Here is a 15,396-nt window from a genome sequence, read left to right on the forward strand (position 1 = left end):
GCGCCCCACCCGACGCCTCCAGCCTTCCCACGCGTGCCAGTTGCAAACACAATCGAATTTGGCGCGGGTCGTCTGCCTCGAAAACCGACTTTTGTCCGTTACGGTAAATAACGAGTTAAGGAACGTGGCACGGGTGTCTTAAAGTTGGGCGGGGGAACCGGGGCAGTATCCTTTGCGACCTGTCGTGGCCTCACGCTCCGCCGTCATCGCCCGCGAAGGCGGGCGATCCAGTACGCCGTAGCGGCTCGATTCCAGTCGCGCCGCCTCGGGCTACTGGATGCCCCGCCGTCGCGGGGCATGACACCGCGAGGGTCTCGATTAGCGCCAGCGCCTAGCCCTTCCCCTCGCGCTTGCCCTCCTCCAGCGGCACCACCGTGGCCTTGCCGCTCATCGCCGACAGCGCATCGAGCGCCTCTTCGCAGAAGTCGGCCACCATCTGCTCATGACGGGCGCCGAGGCGGAGCAGCAGCAGATTGCCGAGGTCGAGCCTTCCTTCCGCCGTGCCGTCGGGAAAACGCTTCTTCAGGATGCGCTCGTAATTGGCGTGGCGGTCGCGGTGATGCTCCAGGCGCGCCATCAGGTCGGTGCGCAGCGGCTCGATGTCGATGCTGTCGAGGGCGTGGAGGCGGACCAAGAGGTCGTCCTTGGTCGAGGCCGGCGTGCTTGGCCGCGCGGCCCAGTGCCGCAGCGCTGTTCGCCCCTCCGGAGTGAGCGTATAAACCAGCTTGTTGGGCTTGCCCGATTGCACGACCTCGCGGCCCTGGATGTGGCCGCGGTCGCGCAGCTTGGAGAGCTCGCGGTAAATCTGCTGATGGTCGGCCTTCCAGAAGAATCCGATCGAGGAATCGAACGTCTTGGCGAGCTCGTAGCCCGTCATCGGGCGTTCCGTCAGGCATGCGAGGATCGCGTCGCCCAGCGCCATGGCCGGCCTCCTTGTTTCAACCTCGACCATCATGCTTGACTTTATGCGCATTGGCGCATATGCGTCAATGTGCATATAGGGGACACATCGGGCCGGGCGCAAGATCCGATCCGAAAAACCCAGCGAAATCAAACGCCACGCTACTGTGCATGGGGTTGTTTTCGCACATTTTGTCCAGGCCTTTAGGGAGGCAGCTGCAAATGACCGGCCTCGATTCCTGGTACGCCTACATGAAGTCCCATGACCGCGCCGCGCTCTGGGACCTGCTGCATCCCGACGCCGTGTTCGAAAGCCCGGTCGTGCATTCGCCGCAGCGCGGCCGCGACATCACCTTCAAATACCTCTCCAGTGCCGAGAAGGTGCTCGGCGGGCCCGGCTTCACCTATGTCGGTGAATGGCGCAGCGACAATGGCGCCGTGCTCGAATTCAGGAATGTCATCGACGGCATCGAGATCAACGGCGTCGACATCATCAGCTTCGACAGCGACGGACGTATCACCCATTTCAAGGTGATGGTGCGTCCGCTCAAGGCGATCAACATGCTGCACCGCCTGATGGCGGAGCAGCTGGCCGCCCAATCATGACCCTGCCCTGAGGTTGCGGAACCCGCTAAGCTCGCGGGCCAGGCTGCCTCGCAGGAATCACTGACATCACCGCTTTCTAAGGCCATTGCCGGGAGAACCCCATGCCGATCTACAAAGCCCCCGTCGAAGACGTGAACTTCCTGCTCAACGACGTCTTCCAGATCGACCGCTACGACAATCTCGCCGGCTTCTCCGACGCCTCGAGCGATGTGCGCGACGCCATCCTCGGTGAAGCCGCCAAGCTCGCCGAAGAGGTGCTGCAGCCGCTGAACCGCGTCGGCGATCTCGAAGGCTGCAAGCGTGCCGATGACGGCAGCGTCACCACGCCGAAGGGCTTCAAGGAGGCCTACAAGCAGGTCGCCGAGGGCGGCTGGCTCGGCCTGTCGGCGCCGACCGAATATGGCGGGCAGGGCCTGCCGGTGACGCTCTCGCAGGCCGTCAACGAATTTCAGATCTCCGCCAACATGGCGTTCTCGATGTATGGCGGCCTCACCATGGGCGCGACCGCGGCGCTGATCGTTCACGGCTCGCCCGAGCAGAAGCAGACCTACGTTCCGAAGATGGTGGCCGGCGAATGGACCGGCACCATGAACCTGACCGAGCCGCATTGCGGCACCGACCTCGGCATGCTCCGCACCAAGGCGGTGCGCCAGGCCGACGGCAGCTTCAAGATCACGGGCACCAAGATCTTCATCTCCGCCGGCGAGCACGATCTCGCCGAGAACATCATCCACCTCGTGCTCGCCCGCATCGAGGGCGCACCCGCCGGCATCAAGGGCGTCTCGCTGTTCGTGGTGCCGAAATTCCTGGTCAATGCCGACGGCTCGGTGGGCGCGCGCAACGGCGTCGTCTGCGGCTCGCTCGAGCACAAGATGGGCATCCACGGCAATTCCACCTGCGTGATGAACTACGACAACGCCACCGGCTGGCTGATCGGCGAAGAGAACAAGGGCATGCAGGGCATGTTCGTGATGATGAACGAGGCTCGCCTCGGCGTCGCCGTGCAGGGCCTCGCGCAATCCGAAGTCGCCTATCAGAACGCGGTCGCCTATGCCCGTGAGCGCATCCAGGGCCGTTCGCTCACCGGCGCCAAGGCGCCGGACAAGCCGGCCGACCCGATCATCGTGCATCCCGACGTGCGCCGCACGCTGCTCTCGATCCGCGCCTTCAACGAGGCCGCGCGCGCCTTCGTGATGTGGACCGCGCTGAAGAGCGACGTCGCCCACCGCTCCGAGGACCCGAAGGACCGCCAGGCCGCCGACGACCACATGGGCCTGATGACGCCGGTGCTGAAGGGCTTCCTCACCGATTACGGCTTCGCCAACGCGGTGCAGGCGCAGCAGATGTATGGCGGCCACGGCTACATCGCCGAGCAGGGCATGGAGCAGTTCGTGCGCGACGCCCGCATCGCCATGATCTATGAGGGCGCCAACGGCATCCAGGCGCTCGACCTCGTCGGCCGCAAGCTGCCGCGCGACGGCGGCCGCGCCATCATGGCGTTCTTCGGCGAGGTCATGGCCTTCGCCAAGGAGAACGGCGGCGACGAAGCGCTGAAGCCCTTCATCACCCCGCTCTCGACCTCGCTCGGCCATCTCCAGCAGGCCACGACCTGGCTGATGCAGAACGCGATGGCGAAACCGGACAATGCGGGAGCCGCCGCAACCGATTACCTGCATCTGTTCGGCTTCGTCGCGCTCGGCTACATGTGGGCGAAGATGGCCAAGGTGACGAACGCCAAGATTGCCGAGAGCGGGGCGACGCCCTATCTCTCCACCAAGCTGGTCACCGGCCGTTTCTTCATGGAGCGGATGCTGCCGGAGACCGCGGCCAATCTCGCGCGCATCCAGGCCGGCTGCGCCACCATCATGGAATTGCCGGCGGAAGCGTTCTGAGCCTGCTTCCGCGGCCTGCTCCCAATCGCATCGAACATCATACCAGGAGGGCGTCATGCCTGAGGCATTCATCTACGACCACGTTCGCACCCCGCGCGGCCGCGGCAAGGCGGACGGCGCGCTGCACGAAGTCACCGCGCTCGCGCTCGCCACCGTGCCGCTGAAGGCGCTGAAGGACCGCAACAATCTTCCGGAGGATTCCGTCGACGACGTCATCCTCGGCGTGGTCGATCCGGTCGGCGAGGCCGGAAGCGACATCGCGCGCTTCGCCGCGCTGAAGGCCGGTCTCGGCGAAGCCGTGCCCGGCGTGCAGATCAGCCGTTTCTGCGCCTCCGGCCTGGATGCGGTGAATTTCGCGGCCGCGCAGGTGATGAGCGGCCAGCACGAGCTGGTGATCGGCGGCGGCGCCGAATCCATGAGCCGCGTCGGCATCGGCGCGTCCGGCGGCGCCTGGCCGATGGATCCGTCGATGGCGGTGCCCGCCTACTTCATGCCGCAGGGCGTCTCGGCCGATCTGATCGCCACCAAATACGGCTTCTCGCGCGACGACGTCGATGCCTACGCCGTGCAGAGCCAGCAGCGCGCGGCCAAGGCCTGGGACGAGGGCCGCTTCGACAAGTCCGTGGTGCCGGTGAAGGACATCAACGGCCTCACCATCCTCGCCAAGGACGAGCACATGCGTCCCTCGACGACGATGCAGTCGCTGGCGCAGCTGCAGCCCTCGTTCACCATGATGGCGCAGATGGGCGGCTTCGACGGCGTTGCAATCCAGTCCCATCCCGAGATCGAGCGCGTCAATTACGTGCACCATGCCGGCAATTCCTCCGGCATCGTCGACGGTGCCGGTGCCGTGCTGCTCGGCAGCAAGGAAGCGGGCAGCAAGTATGGGCTGAAGCCGCGGGCGAAGATCCGCGCCTTCGCCAATATCGGCTCGGAGCCGGCGATGATGCTGACCGGTCCGGTCGACGTCACCGAGAAGCTGTTCGCGCGTTCCGGCATGAAGACGTCGGACATCGACCTGTTCGAGCTGAACGAGGCCTTTGCCTCCGTGGTGCTGCGCTACATCCAGGCCTTCGACATCGACAGCGCCAAGATCAACGTCAATGGCGGCGCCATCGCGCTCGGCCATCCGCTAGGGGCGACCGGCGCGATGATCCTCGGCACCGTGCTCGACGAGCTCGAGCGCACCAACAAGTCCACCGCCCTGGTGACGCTGTGCATCGGCGGCGGCATGGGCACCGCGACCATCATCGAGCGGGTGTAGGTCCGTAGGGTGGGTTAGCCCCGCAGATGCGCGTAGCGCATCTGCTCGGCGTAACCCACCTCTTCTGTCTCCGCAGCGAAAGACCGTGGTGGGTTACGCTTCGCTAACCCACCCTACGAGATCACCGTCAACCGCCGCGCCTGGGATCGGCTGCGGCACCGAGGAGCAACCAACATGTCGTACAAGAATTTCAAGGTCGAGACCGACGCAGACGGCATCGCGCTCGTCACCTGGGACATCCCGGGCCGTTCCATGAACGTGCTCGACGAGACCTCGACCAACGAGCTCGACGCGATCGTCAAGGCGACCACGGCGGATGCCGCGGTGAAGGGCGTCGTCATCACCTCAGCGAAAGAGGCGTTCTGTGCGGGCGCCGACCTTTCCATGCTCGAAGGCATGAACCAGACCTACGCGAAGGTCTTCAAGGAGCAGGGCGAGACCGCGGCGAACCAGATGCTGTTCGACCAGAGCCGTCGCTTCTCGCTGGTGCTGCGTTCGATCGAGACCTCGGGCAAGCCGTGGGCCGCCGCGATCAACGGCCTCGCGCTCGGCGGCGGCTTCGAGATCACGCTGTGCTGCCATTACCGCGTCGCCGCGGAGAACCCCAAGACGCGCCTCGGCCTGCCCGAGGTCAAGGTCGGCCTGTTCCCCGGCGCCGGCGGCACGCAGCGCGTGCCGCGCCTGGTGCCGCCGCAGGACGCGATGACGATCCTGCTCAAGGGCGATCCTGTCACGGTCGACAAGGCCAAGGCGCTGAACCTGATCCACGCCATCGTTCCGTCCGCCGATCTCATCAAGGCCGCCAAGGACTGGATCAAGGGCGGCGGCAAGGCCGTCGCGCCCTGGGACGAGAAGGGCTTCAAGCTGCCCGGCGGTCCGGTGTTCTCCAAGGCCGGCATGATGATGTTCCCGGCCGGCAACGCGATCTATCGCCGCGAGACCTACGACAATTATCCCGCCGCGCGCGCGATCATGAGCTGCGTCTATGAGGGCCTGCAGCTGCCGATCGACGCCGCGCTGCGCGTCGAGTCGCGCTACTTCACCTCGGTGCTGCGCTCGAAGGAAGCGGCCGCGATGATCCGCAGCCTGTTCCTGTCGATGCAGGAGCTCAACAAAGGGGCGCGCCGCCCGAAGGATGTGCCGCCGACCAAGGTGAAGAAGATCGCCGTGATCGGCGCCGGCTTCATGGGCGCCAGCGTCGGCTACGTCTCGGCCCGTGCCGGCCTCGACGTCGTCCTGATCGACCGCGACCAGGAGAGCGCCGACAAGGGCAAGGCGCATGCCCAGAAGGTGATCGAGGAGCAGATCAAGAAGGGGCGCGCCAAGCCTGCGGATGCCGAGACGCTGCTCGCGCGCATCACGCCGACCGCCGACTATGCCGCTCTGAAGGACGTCGACCTCGTCATCGAGGCCGTGTTCGAGGACCGCAAGGTCAAGGCCGAGACCTTCGCCAAGGCGCAGCAATATCTGAAGCCGGACGTGATCTTCGCCTCGAACACCTCGACGCTGCCGATCACCTCGCTGGCCGAGAGCTTCAAGGACCAGGGCAAGTTCGTCGGCATCCACTTCTTCTCGCCGGTCGAGAAGATGATGCTGGTCGAGATCATCAAGGGCAAGAACACCGGCGATCTCGCGATCGCGGCCGCGCTCGACTATGTCCGGCAGATCGGCAAGACGCCGATCGTGGTCAACGACTCCAGAGGCTTCTTCGCCAATCGCTGCGTCGGCCGTTACGTCGCCGAGGGCAACGAGATGTTCCTCGAAGGCGTGCCGCCGGCGATGATCGAGAACTGCGCCAAGATGGCCGGCATGCCGGTCGGCCCGCTCTCGCTCTCGGATGAAGTCGCGCTCGATCTCGGCCTCAAGATCATGAAGGCGACGGAGGCCGATCTCGGTCCCAACGCCATCAATCCCGATCAGAAGAAGCTGATGGTGGAGATGGTCGAGAAGCAGGGCCGCCTCGGGCGCAAGAACAGCAAGGGCTTCTACGACTATCCCGAGAAGGGCAAGGGCCAGAAGAGCCTGTGGCCGGGCCTCTCGGCCTTGCAGCCGAAGCAACTCGACCCCGACACGCTCGACGTCGAGGAGCTGAAGCAGCGCTTCCTGGTGGTGCAGGCGGTGGAAGCCGCGCGCACCGTCGAGGATCACGTCATCACCGATCCGCGCGAGGCGGATGTCGGCTCGATCCTCGGCTTCGGCTTCGCGCCGTTCACCGGCGGCACGCTGTCTTACATCGACTTCATGGGCACGAAGAAGTTCGTCGAGCTCTGCCGCAAGCTCGAGGCGAAGTACGGCTCGCGCTTCACGCCGCCGAAACTGCTCGAGGAGATGGCGGCGAAGGGCGAAACCTTCTACGGCCGCTTCGCTCCGAAGAAGGCGGCAGCTTGAGGCGCGCTTGTAGCTCGGATGGAGCGTAAGCGAAATCCGGGAACAGTTTTTCAAGTCGCGAGAGCCCCCCGGATTACGCTTCGCTCCGTCCGGGCTACCCAGAAGAAGAAAAGGCCGGATCCTTGATCCGGCTTTTTTACTTTCAAATCGTCGATGGCGAAGAGCGCGCGGCCTAATCCGGCGTCGTCGAAGGCCGGCTCGCTTCGCGGTGGCACCGCTTTTGCTGACGGATCCAACGGATGACCATCAGCATTGAAAGTGTCCCGTAATGACCTCGACGGTGTCTCAACTCGGCGCAGCCGGCGTTGCCGCAAGATACGCCCCGCTGTCTCTGATGGGGTGGCCGCGGCCCCGCCGCAGGCTCTTCAGGCTGCGCAGAAAAATTCCGTCGTGGGCCGGCCTGGCTCTACTCGTTCTCGTCGTCGATGTGGCGCTGGCCGTGCTTGCCTGGGTCGCCGTCGATGTCGTCCTGCACTGACAGCTCGCCTCTGTGCACGTAGAGCGAGGCCGCCAGATAGGCGACCTGGCCGACAATCAGGCACGCGACGACGATTGGAATGCCCGTCCAGAATCCGAAGCCCGAGGTCTGAAGCACTGTTGCAGCAAGGAGCGCGGTCGCCGGCGAAACCAACAAGAGAGTCCAGACTCGGAAGAAGAGTCCCGTCGACAAGCCAGCGATCATGCTCGCGAGCAAGAGCAGGAATATGGTTGTCACGAGAGCTTCCCGGTTCGCAGGTCCGTATCGCCTAACGGGCTGAAATTGAGCCACCTGGATCGATGTCACAACAATGCTGACCTCCGCCGCGCACATCACGCGGAATTATTGTTAACTTCGACAATGCTCGTAAAATTGATGTCCCGGGCCTCTCGAACATCCGGGCTTGCGCAACCGGTTCAAGCAGAAAGAGCCGGATCATCGATCCGGCTCTTTCATCATCCCGTCTGTCAGGTCTCGCCTTACTTCGCCTGGGCAAGCCCCTCTTTCTTTAGTGCTTCCTGCACCTGCGGCCGTGCCGCGACGCGGGTCTTGTAGGCGGCAAGGTTCGGCATCGCCGAGAAGTCGAACTTCATCCGGTCCGCCCAGGTCAGCATCGTGAAGAGATAGCCGTCGGCCACCGTGAACTGCTTGCCCATGAGATAGTCGCGGCCGGCGAGCTGGCTGTCGATATATTTCAGCTTGCCCATGACGCGGTCTTTGAAGAAGGCCTTGGCCTCGTCGTTCAGGGCCGGCGCGAACAGCGGGCCAAAGCTCTTGTGCACCTCGGAGGTGAGGAAGTTGAGCCATTCAAGCAGCTTGTAGCGCTCGGAACTGTCGCGGGCCGGCGCCAGCACCTTGCTTGAGGCCTGATCGGCGATCATCTGGACAATCACCGGGCCTTCGGTCACGATCTCGCCGCTGTCGAGGCCCAGCGCAGGGACCTGGCCCTTGGGATTCAGCTTCAGATAATCCTCACCATTTTCGAGCTTCTTGGCGCGAATATCCACCTTGACCAGCTCATAGGGGAGGCCGGCTTCCAGAAGCGCGATGTGGGGGGACAGCGAGCAGGCACCGGGCGAATAGTACAGTTTCATGGAATTTCCTCCTCTTGAAGCTTGGTTCGGCCGAAAGAGCGATTACATGCAACTGCTTGAAATAGTCAAGATTGATGCAGCTGCATCAAATGAGGTAAGAGACGGGCGACGAGCTTGAGCGGGACCATGAAACGCAAACCATCGACCGAGGCGACTGCCGCCTGGATCCGCCTGATGCGGGTGCAGAGCCGCGTGCTCGATTGCGTCGAGCAGGACTTGAAGCGAGCCGGTTTCCCGCCGCTGGCCTGGTATGACGCGCTGCTCGAATTGTCGCGGGCGCCGTCGGGCGAGCTGCGGCCGGTGGAGCTCGAACGGCAGATGCTGATTCCGCAATATTCCACCTCGCGCCTGATCGACCGCCTGGTCGACGAGGGCCTCGCCTCGCGGCGCGAATGCAAGATCGACAAGCGCGGCCAGTTCGTCGAGATCACGGAAGCCGGCCGCGAGCTGCAGAAGCGGATGTGGGGCGCCTATTCGGCCGCGATCGAGAAATATGTCGGTTCGAAACTGTCCGATGCCGATGCCGTCAAGCTCAGCGATCTGCTCGACCGCCTGGGCTGCTCCTGCGGCGAGATGAAACTGCCGCCCGTCGCCAACGTCAACGAAAACGCGCCGTCGCGATGACCGCGCGGCACACCAGCTCGTCCGTGCGCCCGGTGGGTTCGCGGACCATCCCCGTCACCCGCGCGCATTCGACCGAAGCGCCTTTGATTAGAGTTTGATATGGCGCGAGACCAGATCGATATGACGCCGCTGCAATCGCGCGACGAACTCGTCGCGTGGTTCGAGGCCGGCTGCAAGGACCCGTCCGAATTCCGCATGGGCACCGAGCACGAGAAGACGCCGTTCACGCTCGAAGGCCACCGTCCGGTGCCTTACGAAGGCGCGCGGGGCATCGGCGCCTTGCTCGAGGGCATGAAGCTCCTGCTCGGCTGGGAGCCGATCATGGAGAAGGGCAACATCATCGGCCTCTACGACGTCACCGGCGGCGGTGCCATCTCGCTCGAGCCCGGCGGGCAGTTCGAGCTCTCCGGCGCCCCGGTCGAGAACGTGCACCAGACCCAGAGCGAGCTGATGGCGCATCTTGCGCAGGTGCGCGAGATCGCAACGCCGCTCGGCATCGGCTTCCTCGGCCTCGGCATGACGCCGTCCTGGTCGCGCGCCGAGATCCCGATGATGCCCAAGGGCCGCTACAAGATCATGACCAATTACATGCCGAAGGTCGGTCAATACGGCCTCGACATGATGTACCGGACCTGCACGGTGCAGACCAATCTCGACTTCTCCTCCGAAGCCGACATGGTCAAGAAGCTGCGCGTGTCGCTCGCGCTGCAGCCGGTCGCAACCGCCCTGTTCGCCAATTCGCCGTTCACCGAGGGCAAGCCGAACGGATTCCTCTCCTTCCGCTCCGAGATATGGCGCGACACCGACAATGCCCGTTCGGGCATGATGCCGTGGGCGTTCGAGGACGGCATGGGCTTCGAGCGCTACGTCGATTACGCGCTCGACGTCCCCATGTATTTCGTCAAGCGCGGCGAGGACTACATCGACGTGTCGGGCTCCTCGTTCCGCGCCTTCTTCGACGGCCGCAACAACAACCTTCCCGGCGAGCGTCCGACGCTGTCGGACTGGGCCAATCATCTCTCGACGATCTTTCCGGAGGTGCGGCTCAAGCGTTACCTCGAGATGCGCGGCTCCGACGGCGGTCCGTGGGGCCGGTTGCCGGCGCTGCCGGCGTTCTGGGTCGGGCTGCTCTACGACGACGTCGCGCTCGATGCGGCCTGGGAGATCGTCAAGCACTGGACCGCGCCCGAGCGCCAGGCCCTGCGCGACGACGTGCCGCGGATGGGCTTCAAGGCCCGGATCAGGGATCGCTACCTGTTCGAGATCGCCAAGGAATGCCTCGTCCTGGCACATGCCGGCCTGCGCCGGCGGGCTCGGATCGACCAGGTCGGCCGCGACGAAACGCGGCATCTGGAACCGCTCGACCGCATCATCGATTCCGGCCGGACGCCGGCCGAGGAAATGTTGGACAAGTTCAACGGTCCCTGGAAGGGTTCGGTGGAACCCGCCTACGCGGAATACGCTTTCTAGACAATAGACCAACGACCGCGCTTTCAGCCGTTCATCGCCCATACAGGTTTGCGGCGATCAAATGACCGGCCGAAAAACCTGAGCGTCGTCAATAACTCGAAAGCTGTTCCGATGGGGAAGGGCCGCCTGTCCGGCGCCGTCATGGCAAAGGTCGTGGCATGCGCCGCGCTGCTGACGCTCGCTTTCGCGAGCGCGCCGGCGCACGCCCAGACCGCGTTCGACCGCCCCGGTGGCGACTATTTCAGCACACCGGTTGCGTCGGGCGATCCGGAGGATTGCGCGCTGCTGTGCGAGCGCGACCGCCGCTGCCGCTCGTGGAGCTTCAGCTACCCCGACGTCGAGGGCGGCTCGGCGGTGTGCTGGCTGAAGAACACCGTGCCGGCACGCGTGCCGGAGAGCTGCTGTATTTCCGGCGTGCGCGGCGCCGGCGTGATCGAGCCGAGGATCGAGGGCGTGGAGACGTCGATCGACCGCCCCGGCGGCGACTTGCGCAATTTCGACCTGAAGAACGGCGAGGGCGTGGAGGTCTGCAAGGCCGCGTGCACCGCCGACAACAAATGCCGCGCGTTCACCTATGCCCGGCCCGGCTACACCGGACGCGAGGCGCGCTGCTTCCTGAAAAAGGAAATCAAGCCGCCGCGCCGCAAGGCGGGCTTCACGTCGGGCGTGGTGCGGTAGGCGAGGTGTCGTAGGGTGGGCAAAGGCGCGAAGCGCCGTGCCCACGTTCTCTGCGATACGGCCACAGACGCGTGGGCACGCTGCGCTTTGCCCTACGAGATCTCACTCCGGCGCGATCACCGTGAGCTCCGGCCACAGCGCCTTCCATCGCGCGGCTTTCATCGCGTAATTCGCCGCAGAGAAATTCGGTCCTGGATTGGGCCGCGCGATCAGGGCTGCAACGTCGTCAAAGCCGTGCGGCGCGTAGACCTCGTCGCTATCTCGTCCGCGTCTCACGCCGATCTGCGTGTTCTGCGTCAGGAAGCGGTCGATGCCTTCTCTCGAGCTTCGCAGGGGCGGATAGGGCAGGCCGTGCTTGTCGGGGTACCATAGATGCACACGCGCCTGGTTGCGGATCTCGACCTTGACGCCGAGATGCATGAGCCGCGCGTGCAGCGTGCGGATGACCGCGTCCTCCGCTTCCCACGAGGTGTCGGGGGCGAAATAGAACACGTCGTAATCGGCGATGCCGTGACTGACCGCGCGGCCGGTGAGCACGTTCCATACGGTCTGCACCAGGCATCCCGAGACCAGCCAGGCATCGGGAAGGGCGAGGCGATCGAGCTCATCGATGATCGCGACGTTGACGGGATTCCTCAGCGCGAGTGCGAGGAATTCGTCACGGTTCATCGTGAGACGAGGAGGATCAATGCACGGCGGTGAAGAACCGCGCCAGCCGGAAGCCGGACAGCCAGGTCCACACCGGCTGGCTTCGCATGCCGAGATCCCAGGAGCCGAGCACCGCATCCGCACGGCCGATCAGATTGTCGATCGGCAACAGGCCGACGCCGCCGGAGCGCAGCGACACGCGGCTGTCGGAGGAATTGTCGCGGTTGTCGCCGAGCACGAAGAGGTGACCGGCCGGCACCGTCACCTCAGGCGTGTTGTCGAGCGGGCCGTTGTCGCGCATCTTGAAGATCAGATGTGAGACTCCGTTCGGCAGCGTCTCGACATAACGGTAGGCGGGCTCGTTGCCGCCATTGTCGTCCTCGGCAGCGCCGACACCGTCGGGCTTCAGCTCGGCGGGGCGGTCGTTGATGAAGAGCTGGCCCTGCCGCATCTGGATGCGATCGCCGGGAAGGCCCACGACGCGCTTGACCCAGGCCTGCGAGCGATCGCCGGGCCAGCGGAACACGACGACGTCGCCGAGCTTCGGCGTTTCGGCGAACACACGGCCGGTCTCGGGCAGGCTGATCTGGATCGGCAGCGACGAGCTGCCATAGCCATAGGGGAATTTCGAGGCGAGCAGTGCATCGCCGATCAAGAGCGTCGGCTCCATCGAGCCCGACGGCACGTAGAACGGCTCGGCGAGCGCGCCCTTGGCGATGAAGACCGCGGCGACGATGCCGGCGAGCTGCGCGATCTGTCCGCCCCAGCCGCTGCTTTTCCGCTTAGGAGTGACCTTGGGAGTGACAGTGACCTTCTCTTCAACGCTCATGCGCCGGTTCCACCCACGGTAATGCGCTCCATCAGCAGCGATGGCTGGCCGACGCCGACGGGGACGCCCTGGCCGTTCTTGCCGCAGGTGCCGATGCCGGTATCGAGCGCGAGATCGTTGCCAATCATGCGGATGCGATGCAGGTCGGTCGGCCCGTTGCCGATCAGCATGGCGCCTTTCAGCGGCGCGCCGATCTTGCCGTTCTCGATCTTGTAGGCCTCGGTGCACTGGAACACGTACTTGCCCGAGGTAATGTCGACCTGGCCGCCGCCGAAATTGGCGGCGAAGACGCCGTTCTTCACCGAGGCGAGGATCTCGGCCGGATCGCGGTCGCCCGCGAGCATGTAGGTATTGGTCATGCGCGGCATCGGCACATGGGCATAGCCCTGGCGGCGGCCGTTGCCGGTCGGCTTCATGTTCATCAACCGTGCGTTCTGACGGTCCTGCATGTAGCCGACCAGGATGCCGTCCTCGATCAGCACGGTGCGATTGGTCGGCGTGCCCTCGTCGTCGATCGACAGCGAGCCGCGGCGCGAGGCGATGGTGCCGTCGTCGACCACGGTGACGCCCTTGGCCGCGACCTGCTGGCCCATCAGGCCGGCGAATGCAGAGGTCTTCTTGCGGTTGAAATCGCCTTCCAGGCCATGGCCGACCGCTTCGTGCAGCATCACGCCGGGCCAGCCGGCCCCCAGCACGACGTCCATCTCGCCGGCGGGGGCGGGAATCGATTCCAGATTGACCAGCGCCTCGCGCAGCGCGCCGTCGGCGGCGTCGCGCCAGGACCTCGTCTCGATGAATTCGGCATAGCCGGCACGGCCGCCATAACCCTTGCTGCCGCTCTCCTGGCGGTTGCCCTGGCCGGCCACGACGGAGACGTTGACGCGCACCAGCGGACGGATGTCGCGATAGCTCTCGCCGTCCGGCCGCAGGATCTCGACCACCTGCCAGGTCGCGCCGAGGCTGACGCTGACCTGCCGCACTCGCGGATCCTTGTCGCGCAGGTAAGCGTCGATTTCGGCGAGCAGCTTGACCTTGGTCTCGAAGCCGGGGGCGTCGAGTGGATTGTCGTCGCCATAGAGCCGGACATTGGTGTGCGGAGGCGGCGCGGCAAAACTGCCGGAATAGCCGCCGCGCACGGCCGCAACCGCGTCCGCGGCGCGCATCAGCGCCGGCAGCGAGACGTCGGAGGAATGCGCATAACCGACCGCATCATCCTTGACCGCGCGCAGGCCAAAACCTTGCGAAGTGTCGTAGGTCGCCTGCTTCAGCCGCCCATTGTCGAACATCAGCGCTTCGGTCTGGCTGTACTCCAGGAACAGCTCACCGTCGTCGGCGCCGGAAAGCCCGCGCGCGAGCTCGTGGCGAACCCGGTCGCGGTCGAGATTGGCGCGGTCGAGCAGGGAGGTCGTGGCAGGGTTTGTCATGCGTCCGTCCATCAGCGGAAGATGTGGGGCAAGATAATGGTTTCCCGACCGGTCCGCGAGAGGCCGGGCGTCACATTACCGAAACGATAGGATTGTCAGTGCGGATCGGCGCTACGGCAGCTTGTCATAGCCCTCGCCGAGGCCGTTCAGGCTGAGCGGGAAGCCGATGCCTTCTTCCGGTGTCTCGAAGATGATGAAGGTGGCGGTCTTGGCGGTGCGGAGCTGGCCGAGCAGCTTGTCGTCCATGACGACCTCGGCGACGCAGCCATTGGGCAGGCAGCGGACGAACCCGGCTCGGCCGACGTCCTGGTTGTCGAGCTTGAGGCCGAGACCGGAGGGCAGCAGCACACCCAGCGGCGCCACCACGCGCATCAGGCGGCTCTTCTGGTCGGCGGTCTTCAGCACGATCACGGTCAGGCCGGCATTGGAGCGGTCTTCCGCCACCACGCTCTGGATCAGCGCGCATTGCTCGGTCTGGGCGCCGGGCGGCGTGTCGCAGCGGATCTGCCAGTCGCCATGGACAGAGCGCACCGCGCCCTGCGCATGGGCAAGGCCGGGAAGTGCCAGGAGGACGAGCGCCGCAAGCAGGGCGGCCAACGCCGGGAGGCGGTTGAGCGGCCTTGTCACCGGCCTTGCCATCGGTTTCGAAAGCCCCATCGGCTCGGTCCCTCTGCTCGCCTTCCTCGCTCGCGCTTGGCGGACTTGTCTGGCGGACTGATACGGGAATGACGGCGTCTTGAAGGCGATTGCCAAGCAAATTCCGCGCCGCCTCGCACCGCCGCCGCCCGCACGAATCAGGTTCCTGCGCGGCCATCTGCCAGTGCCTAACGCGGGCAATTCCGCTGTCAAGCGGCAGCATCCCGGCCAACGGTATTTTTGTCCGATGTTACTAGGAATTATCCTGCGGGTGATGGCTGGCAGATCAGGCTCAAGACTGCATTGCGATAGATCAAGAATTATGGTTTGAGAGGCTAGATTTCGGCGTTCTAGCGATCTGGCCCGAATTCCTCTTAGAGGTATTCTTGCGCGGCGGTTTGTCAGGCGGGCGGATCGAATAAGCGTTGCCCGGACATAGGGGAGCGCACTTGGGGTGATTTCGTA

The 15,396-nt window shown here is 64.8% G+C and carries 14 protein-coding genes; 7 read left to right on the forward strand and 7 right to left on the reverse strand.

Translation table 11 applies throughout. The features are described 5' to 3' along the window. Positions 1 to 331: 331 nt before the first annotated feature. The gene (locus DCM80_RS14800; protein WP_257179446.1) at positions 332 to 922 is read right to left on the reverse strand and encodes a PadR family transcriptional regulator; all 591 of its coding nucleotides are present in this window, start codon (positions 920 to 922) and stop codon (positions 332 to 334) included. Positions 923 to 1,122: 200 nt separating this feature from the next. Here DCM80_RS14800 and DCM80_RS14805 point away from each other — a divergent pair, with 200 nt between their 5' ends. The 4 genes from DCM80_RS14805 (at position 1,123) to DCM80_RS14820 (ending at position 7,050) form a co-directional block, all read left to right on the forward strand. Then, positions 1,123 to 1,506 (forward strand): nuclear transport factor 2 family protein, encoded by a 384-nt coding sequence (locus DCM80_RS14805; protein WP_257197654.1) that lies wholly within the window; start codon positions 1,123 to 1,125, stop codon positions 1,504 to 1,506. 101 nt (positions 1,507 to 1,607) lie between these two features. Continuing rightward, a complete protein-coding gene (locus tag DCM80_RS14810; protein ID WP_257197655.1) occupies positions 1,608 to 3,398 on the forward strand; it encodes an acyl-CoA dehydrogenase C-terminal domain-containing protein in 1,791 nt (596 codons plus the stop codon). Positions 3,399 to 3,453: 55 nt separating this feature from the next. Continuing rightward, positions 3,454 to 4,662: an acetyl-CoA C-acetyltransferase gene (locus DCM80_RS14815; RefSeq protein ID WP_257197656.1), complete on the forward strand. Its 1,209-nt coding sequence runs from the start codon at positions 3,454 to 3,456 to the stop codon at positions 4,660 to 4,662. A gap of 174 nt (positions 4,663 to 4,836) precedes the next feature. Beyond that, positions 4,837 to 7,050 carry an FAD-dependent oxidoreductase gene (locus DCM80_RS14820; RefSeq protein WP_257197657.1) on the forward strand — a complete coding sequence of 738 codons (2,214 nt, stop codon included), beginning with the start codon at positions 4,837 to 4,839 and terminating at the stop codon, positions 7,048 to 7,050. Between the two features lie 406 nt (positions 7,051 to 7,456). On the opposite strand, the gene DCM80_RS14825 is transcribed toward DCM80_RS14820, so the two are convergent. Both DCM80_RS14825 and gstA read right to left on the reverse strand, forming a co-directional pair. Next, positions 7,457 to 7,765 carry a hypothetical protein gene (locus DCM80_RS14825; protein WP_257197658.1) on the reverse strand — a complete coding sequence of 103 codons (309 nt, stop codon included), beginning with the start codon at positions 7,763 to 7,765 and terminating at the stop codon, positions 7,457 to 7,459. A gap of 242 nt (positions 7,766 to 8,007) precedes the next feature. Next, positions 8,008 to 8,622: a glutathione transferase GstA gene (gstA, locus tag DCM80_RS14830; RefSeq protein WP_257197659.1), complete on the reverse strand. Its 615-nt coding sequence runs from the start codon at positions 8,620 to 8,622 to the stop codon at positions 8,008 to 8,010. Positions 8,623 to 8,748: 126 nt separating this feature from the next. Between gstA and DCM80_RS14835 the strand changes: the two genes are divergently transcribed. From DCM80_RS14835 to DCM80_RS14845, 3 genes are all read left to right on the forward strand, one after another. After that, on the forward strand, positions 8,749 to 9,246 hold the full coding sequence (locus DCM80_RS14835; RefSeq protein WP_257197662.1) for a MarR family winged helix-turn-helix transcriptional regulator: 498 nt from the start codon (positions 8,749 to 8,751) through the stop codon (positions 9,244 to 9,246). A gap of 99 nt (positions 9,247 to 9,345) precedes the next feature. Next, positions 9,346 to 10,716, forward strand: coding sequence for a glutamate--cysteine ligase (locus DCM80_RS14840; protein WP_028134036.1), 1,371 nt, complete (start codon positions 9,346 to 9,348; stop codon positions 10,714 to 10,716). Positions 10,717 to 10,827: 111 nt separating this feature from the next. Beyond that, the gene (locus DCM80_RS14845) at positions 10,828 to 11,394 is read left to right on the forward strand and encodes a PAN domain-containing protein (RefSeq protein WP_257197663.1); all 567 of its coding nucleotides are present in this window, start codon (positions 10,828 to 10,830) and stop codon (positions 11,392 to 11,394) included. 102 nt (positions 11,395 to 11,496) lie between these two features. On the opposite strand, the gene DCM80_RS14850 is transcribed toward DCM80_RS14845, so the two are convergent. The 4 genes from DCM80_RS14850 to DCM80_RS14865 all read right to left on the reverse strand — a co-directional run bounded on the left by DCM80_RS14850 (position 11,497) and on the right by DCM80_RS14865 (position 14,952). Beyond that, complete coding sequence (locus DCM80_RS14850; RefSeq protein ID WP_257197665.1) at positions 11,497 to 12,063, reverse strand: nucleotidyltransferase family protein; 567 nt, start codon at positions 12,061 to 12,063, stop codon at positions 11,497 to 11,499. Between the two features lie 16 nt (positions 12,064 to 12,079). Then, positions 12,080 to 12,871, reverse strand: coding sequence for a signal peptidase I (lepB, locus tag DCM80_RS14855; RefSeq protein ID WP_257197666.1), 792 nt, complete (start codon positions 12,869 to 12,871; stop codon positions 12,080 to 12,082). Beyond that, a complete protein-coding gene (gene tldD, locus DCM80_RS14860; RefSeq protein ID WP_257197667.1) occupies positions 12,868 to 14,295 on the reverse strand; it encodes a metalloprotease TldD in 1,428 nt (475 codons plus the stop codon). Before tldD ends, lepB begins: the two co-directional genes overlap by 4 nt. 111 nt (positions 14,296 to 14,406) lie before the next feature. Next, the gene (locus DCM80_RS14865) at positions 14,407 to 14,952 is read right to left on the reverse strand and encodes an invasion associated locus B family protein (RefSeq protein ID WP_257197668.1); all 546 of its coding nucleotides are present in this window, start codon (positions 14,950 to 14,952) and stop codon (positions 14,407 to 14,409) included. Positions 14,953 to 15,396: the final 444 nt, after the last annotated feature.

The sequence above is a fragment of the Bradyrhizobium sp. WBOS08 genome (genome assembly GCF_024585125.1).
In the GTDB taxonomy this organism is placed as follows: domain Bacteria; phylum Pseudomonadota; class Alphaproteobacteria; order Rhizobiales; family Xanthobacteraceae; genus Bradyrhizobium; species Bradyrhizobium japonicum_B.

Bases quoted from the DNA above. Each gene is read 5' to 3' on its own strand.
- DCM80_RS14805 (WP_257197654.1), top strand. From the start codon at position 1,123: ATGACCGGCCTCGATTCCTGGTACGCCTACATGAAGTCCCATGACCGC.
- DCM80_RS14810 (WP_257197655.1), top strand. From the start codon at position 1,608: ATGCCGATCTACAAAGCCCCCGTCGAAGACGTGAACTTCCTGCTCAAC.
- DCM80_RS14845 (WP_257197663.1), top strand. From the start codon at position 10,828: ATGGGGAAGGGCCGCCTGTCCGGCGCCGTCATGGCAAAGGTCGTGGCA.
- lepB (WP_257197666.1), bottom strand. From the start codon at position 12,871: ATGAGCGTTGAAGAGAAGGTCACTGTCACTCCCAAGGTCACTCCTAAG.
- DCM80_RS14850 (WP_257197665.1), bottom strand. From the start codon at position 12,063: ATGAACCGTGACGAATTCCTCGCACTCGCGCTGAGGAATCCCGTCAAC.
- DCM80_RS14800 (WP_257179446.1), bottom strand. From the start codon at position 922: ATGGCGCTGGGCGACGCGATCCTCGCATGCCTGACGGAACGCCCGATG.
- DCM80_RS14840 (WP_028134036.1), top strand. From the start codon at position 9,346: ATGGCGCGAGACCAGATCGATATGACGCCGCTGCAATCGCGCGACGAA.
- gstA (WP_257197659.1), bottom strand. From the start codon at position 8,622: ATGAAACTGTACTATTCGCCCGGTGCCTGCTCGCTGTCCCCCCACATC.
- tldD (WP_257197667.1), bottom strand. From the start codon at position 14,295: ATGACAAACCCTGCCACGACCTCCCTGCTCGACCGCGCCAATCTCGAC.
- DCM80_RS14835 (WP_257197662.1), top strand. From the start codon at position 8,749: ATGAAACGCAAACCATCGACCGAGGCGACTGCCGCCTGGATCCGCCTG.
- DCM80_RS14820 (WP_257197657.1), top strand. From the start codon at position 4,837: ATGTCGTACAAGAATTTCAAGGTCGAGACCGACGCAGACGGCATCGCG.
- DCM80_RS14815 (WP_257197656.1), top strand. From the start codon at position 3,454: ATGCCTGAGGCATTCATCTACGACCACGTTCGCACCCCGCGCGGCCGC.
- DCM80_RS14865 (WP_257197668.1), bottom strand. From the start codon at position 14,952: ATGGGGCTTTCGAAACCGATGGCAAGGCCGGTGACAAGGCCGCTCAAC.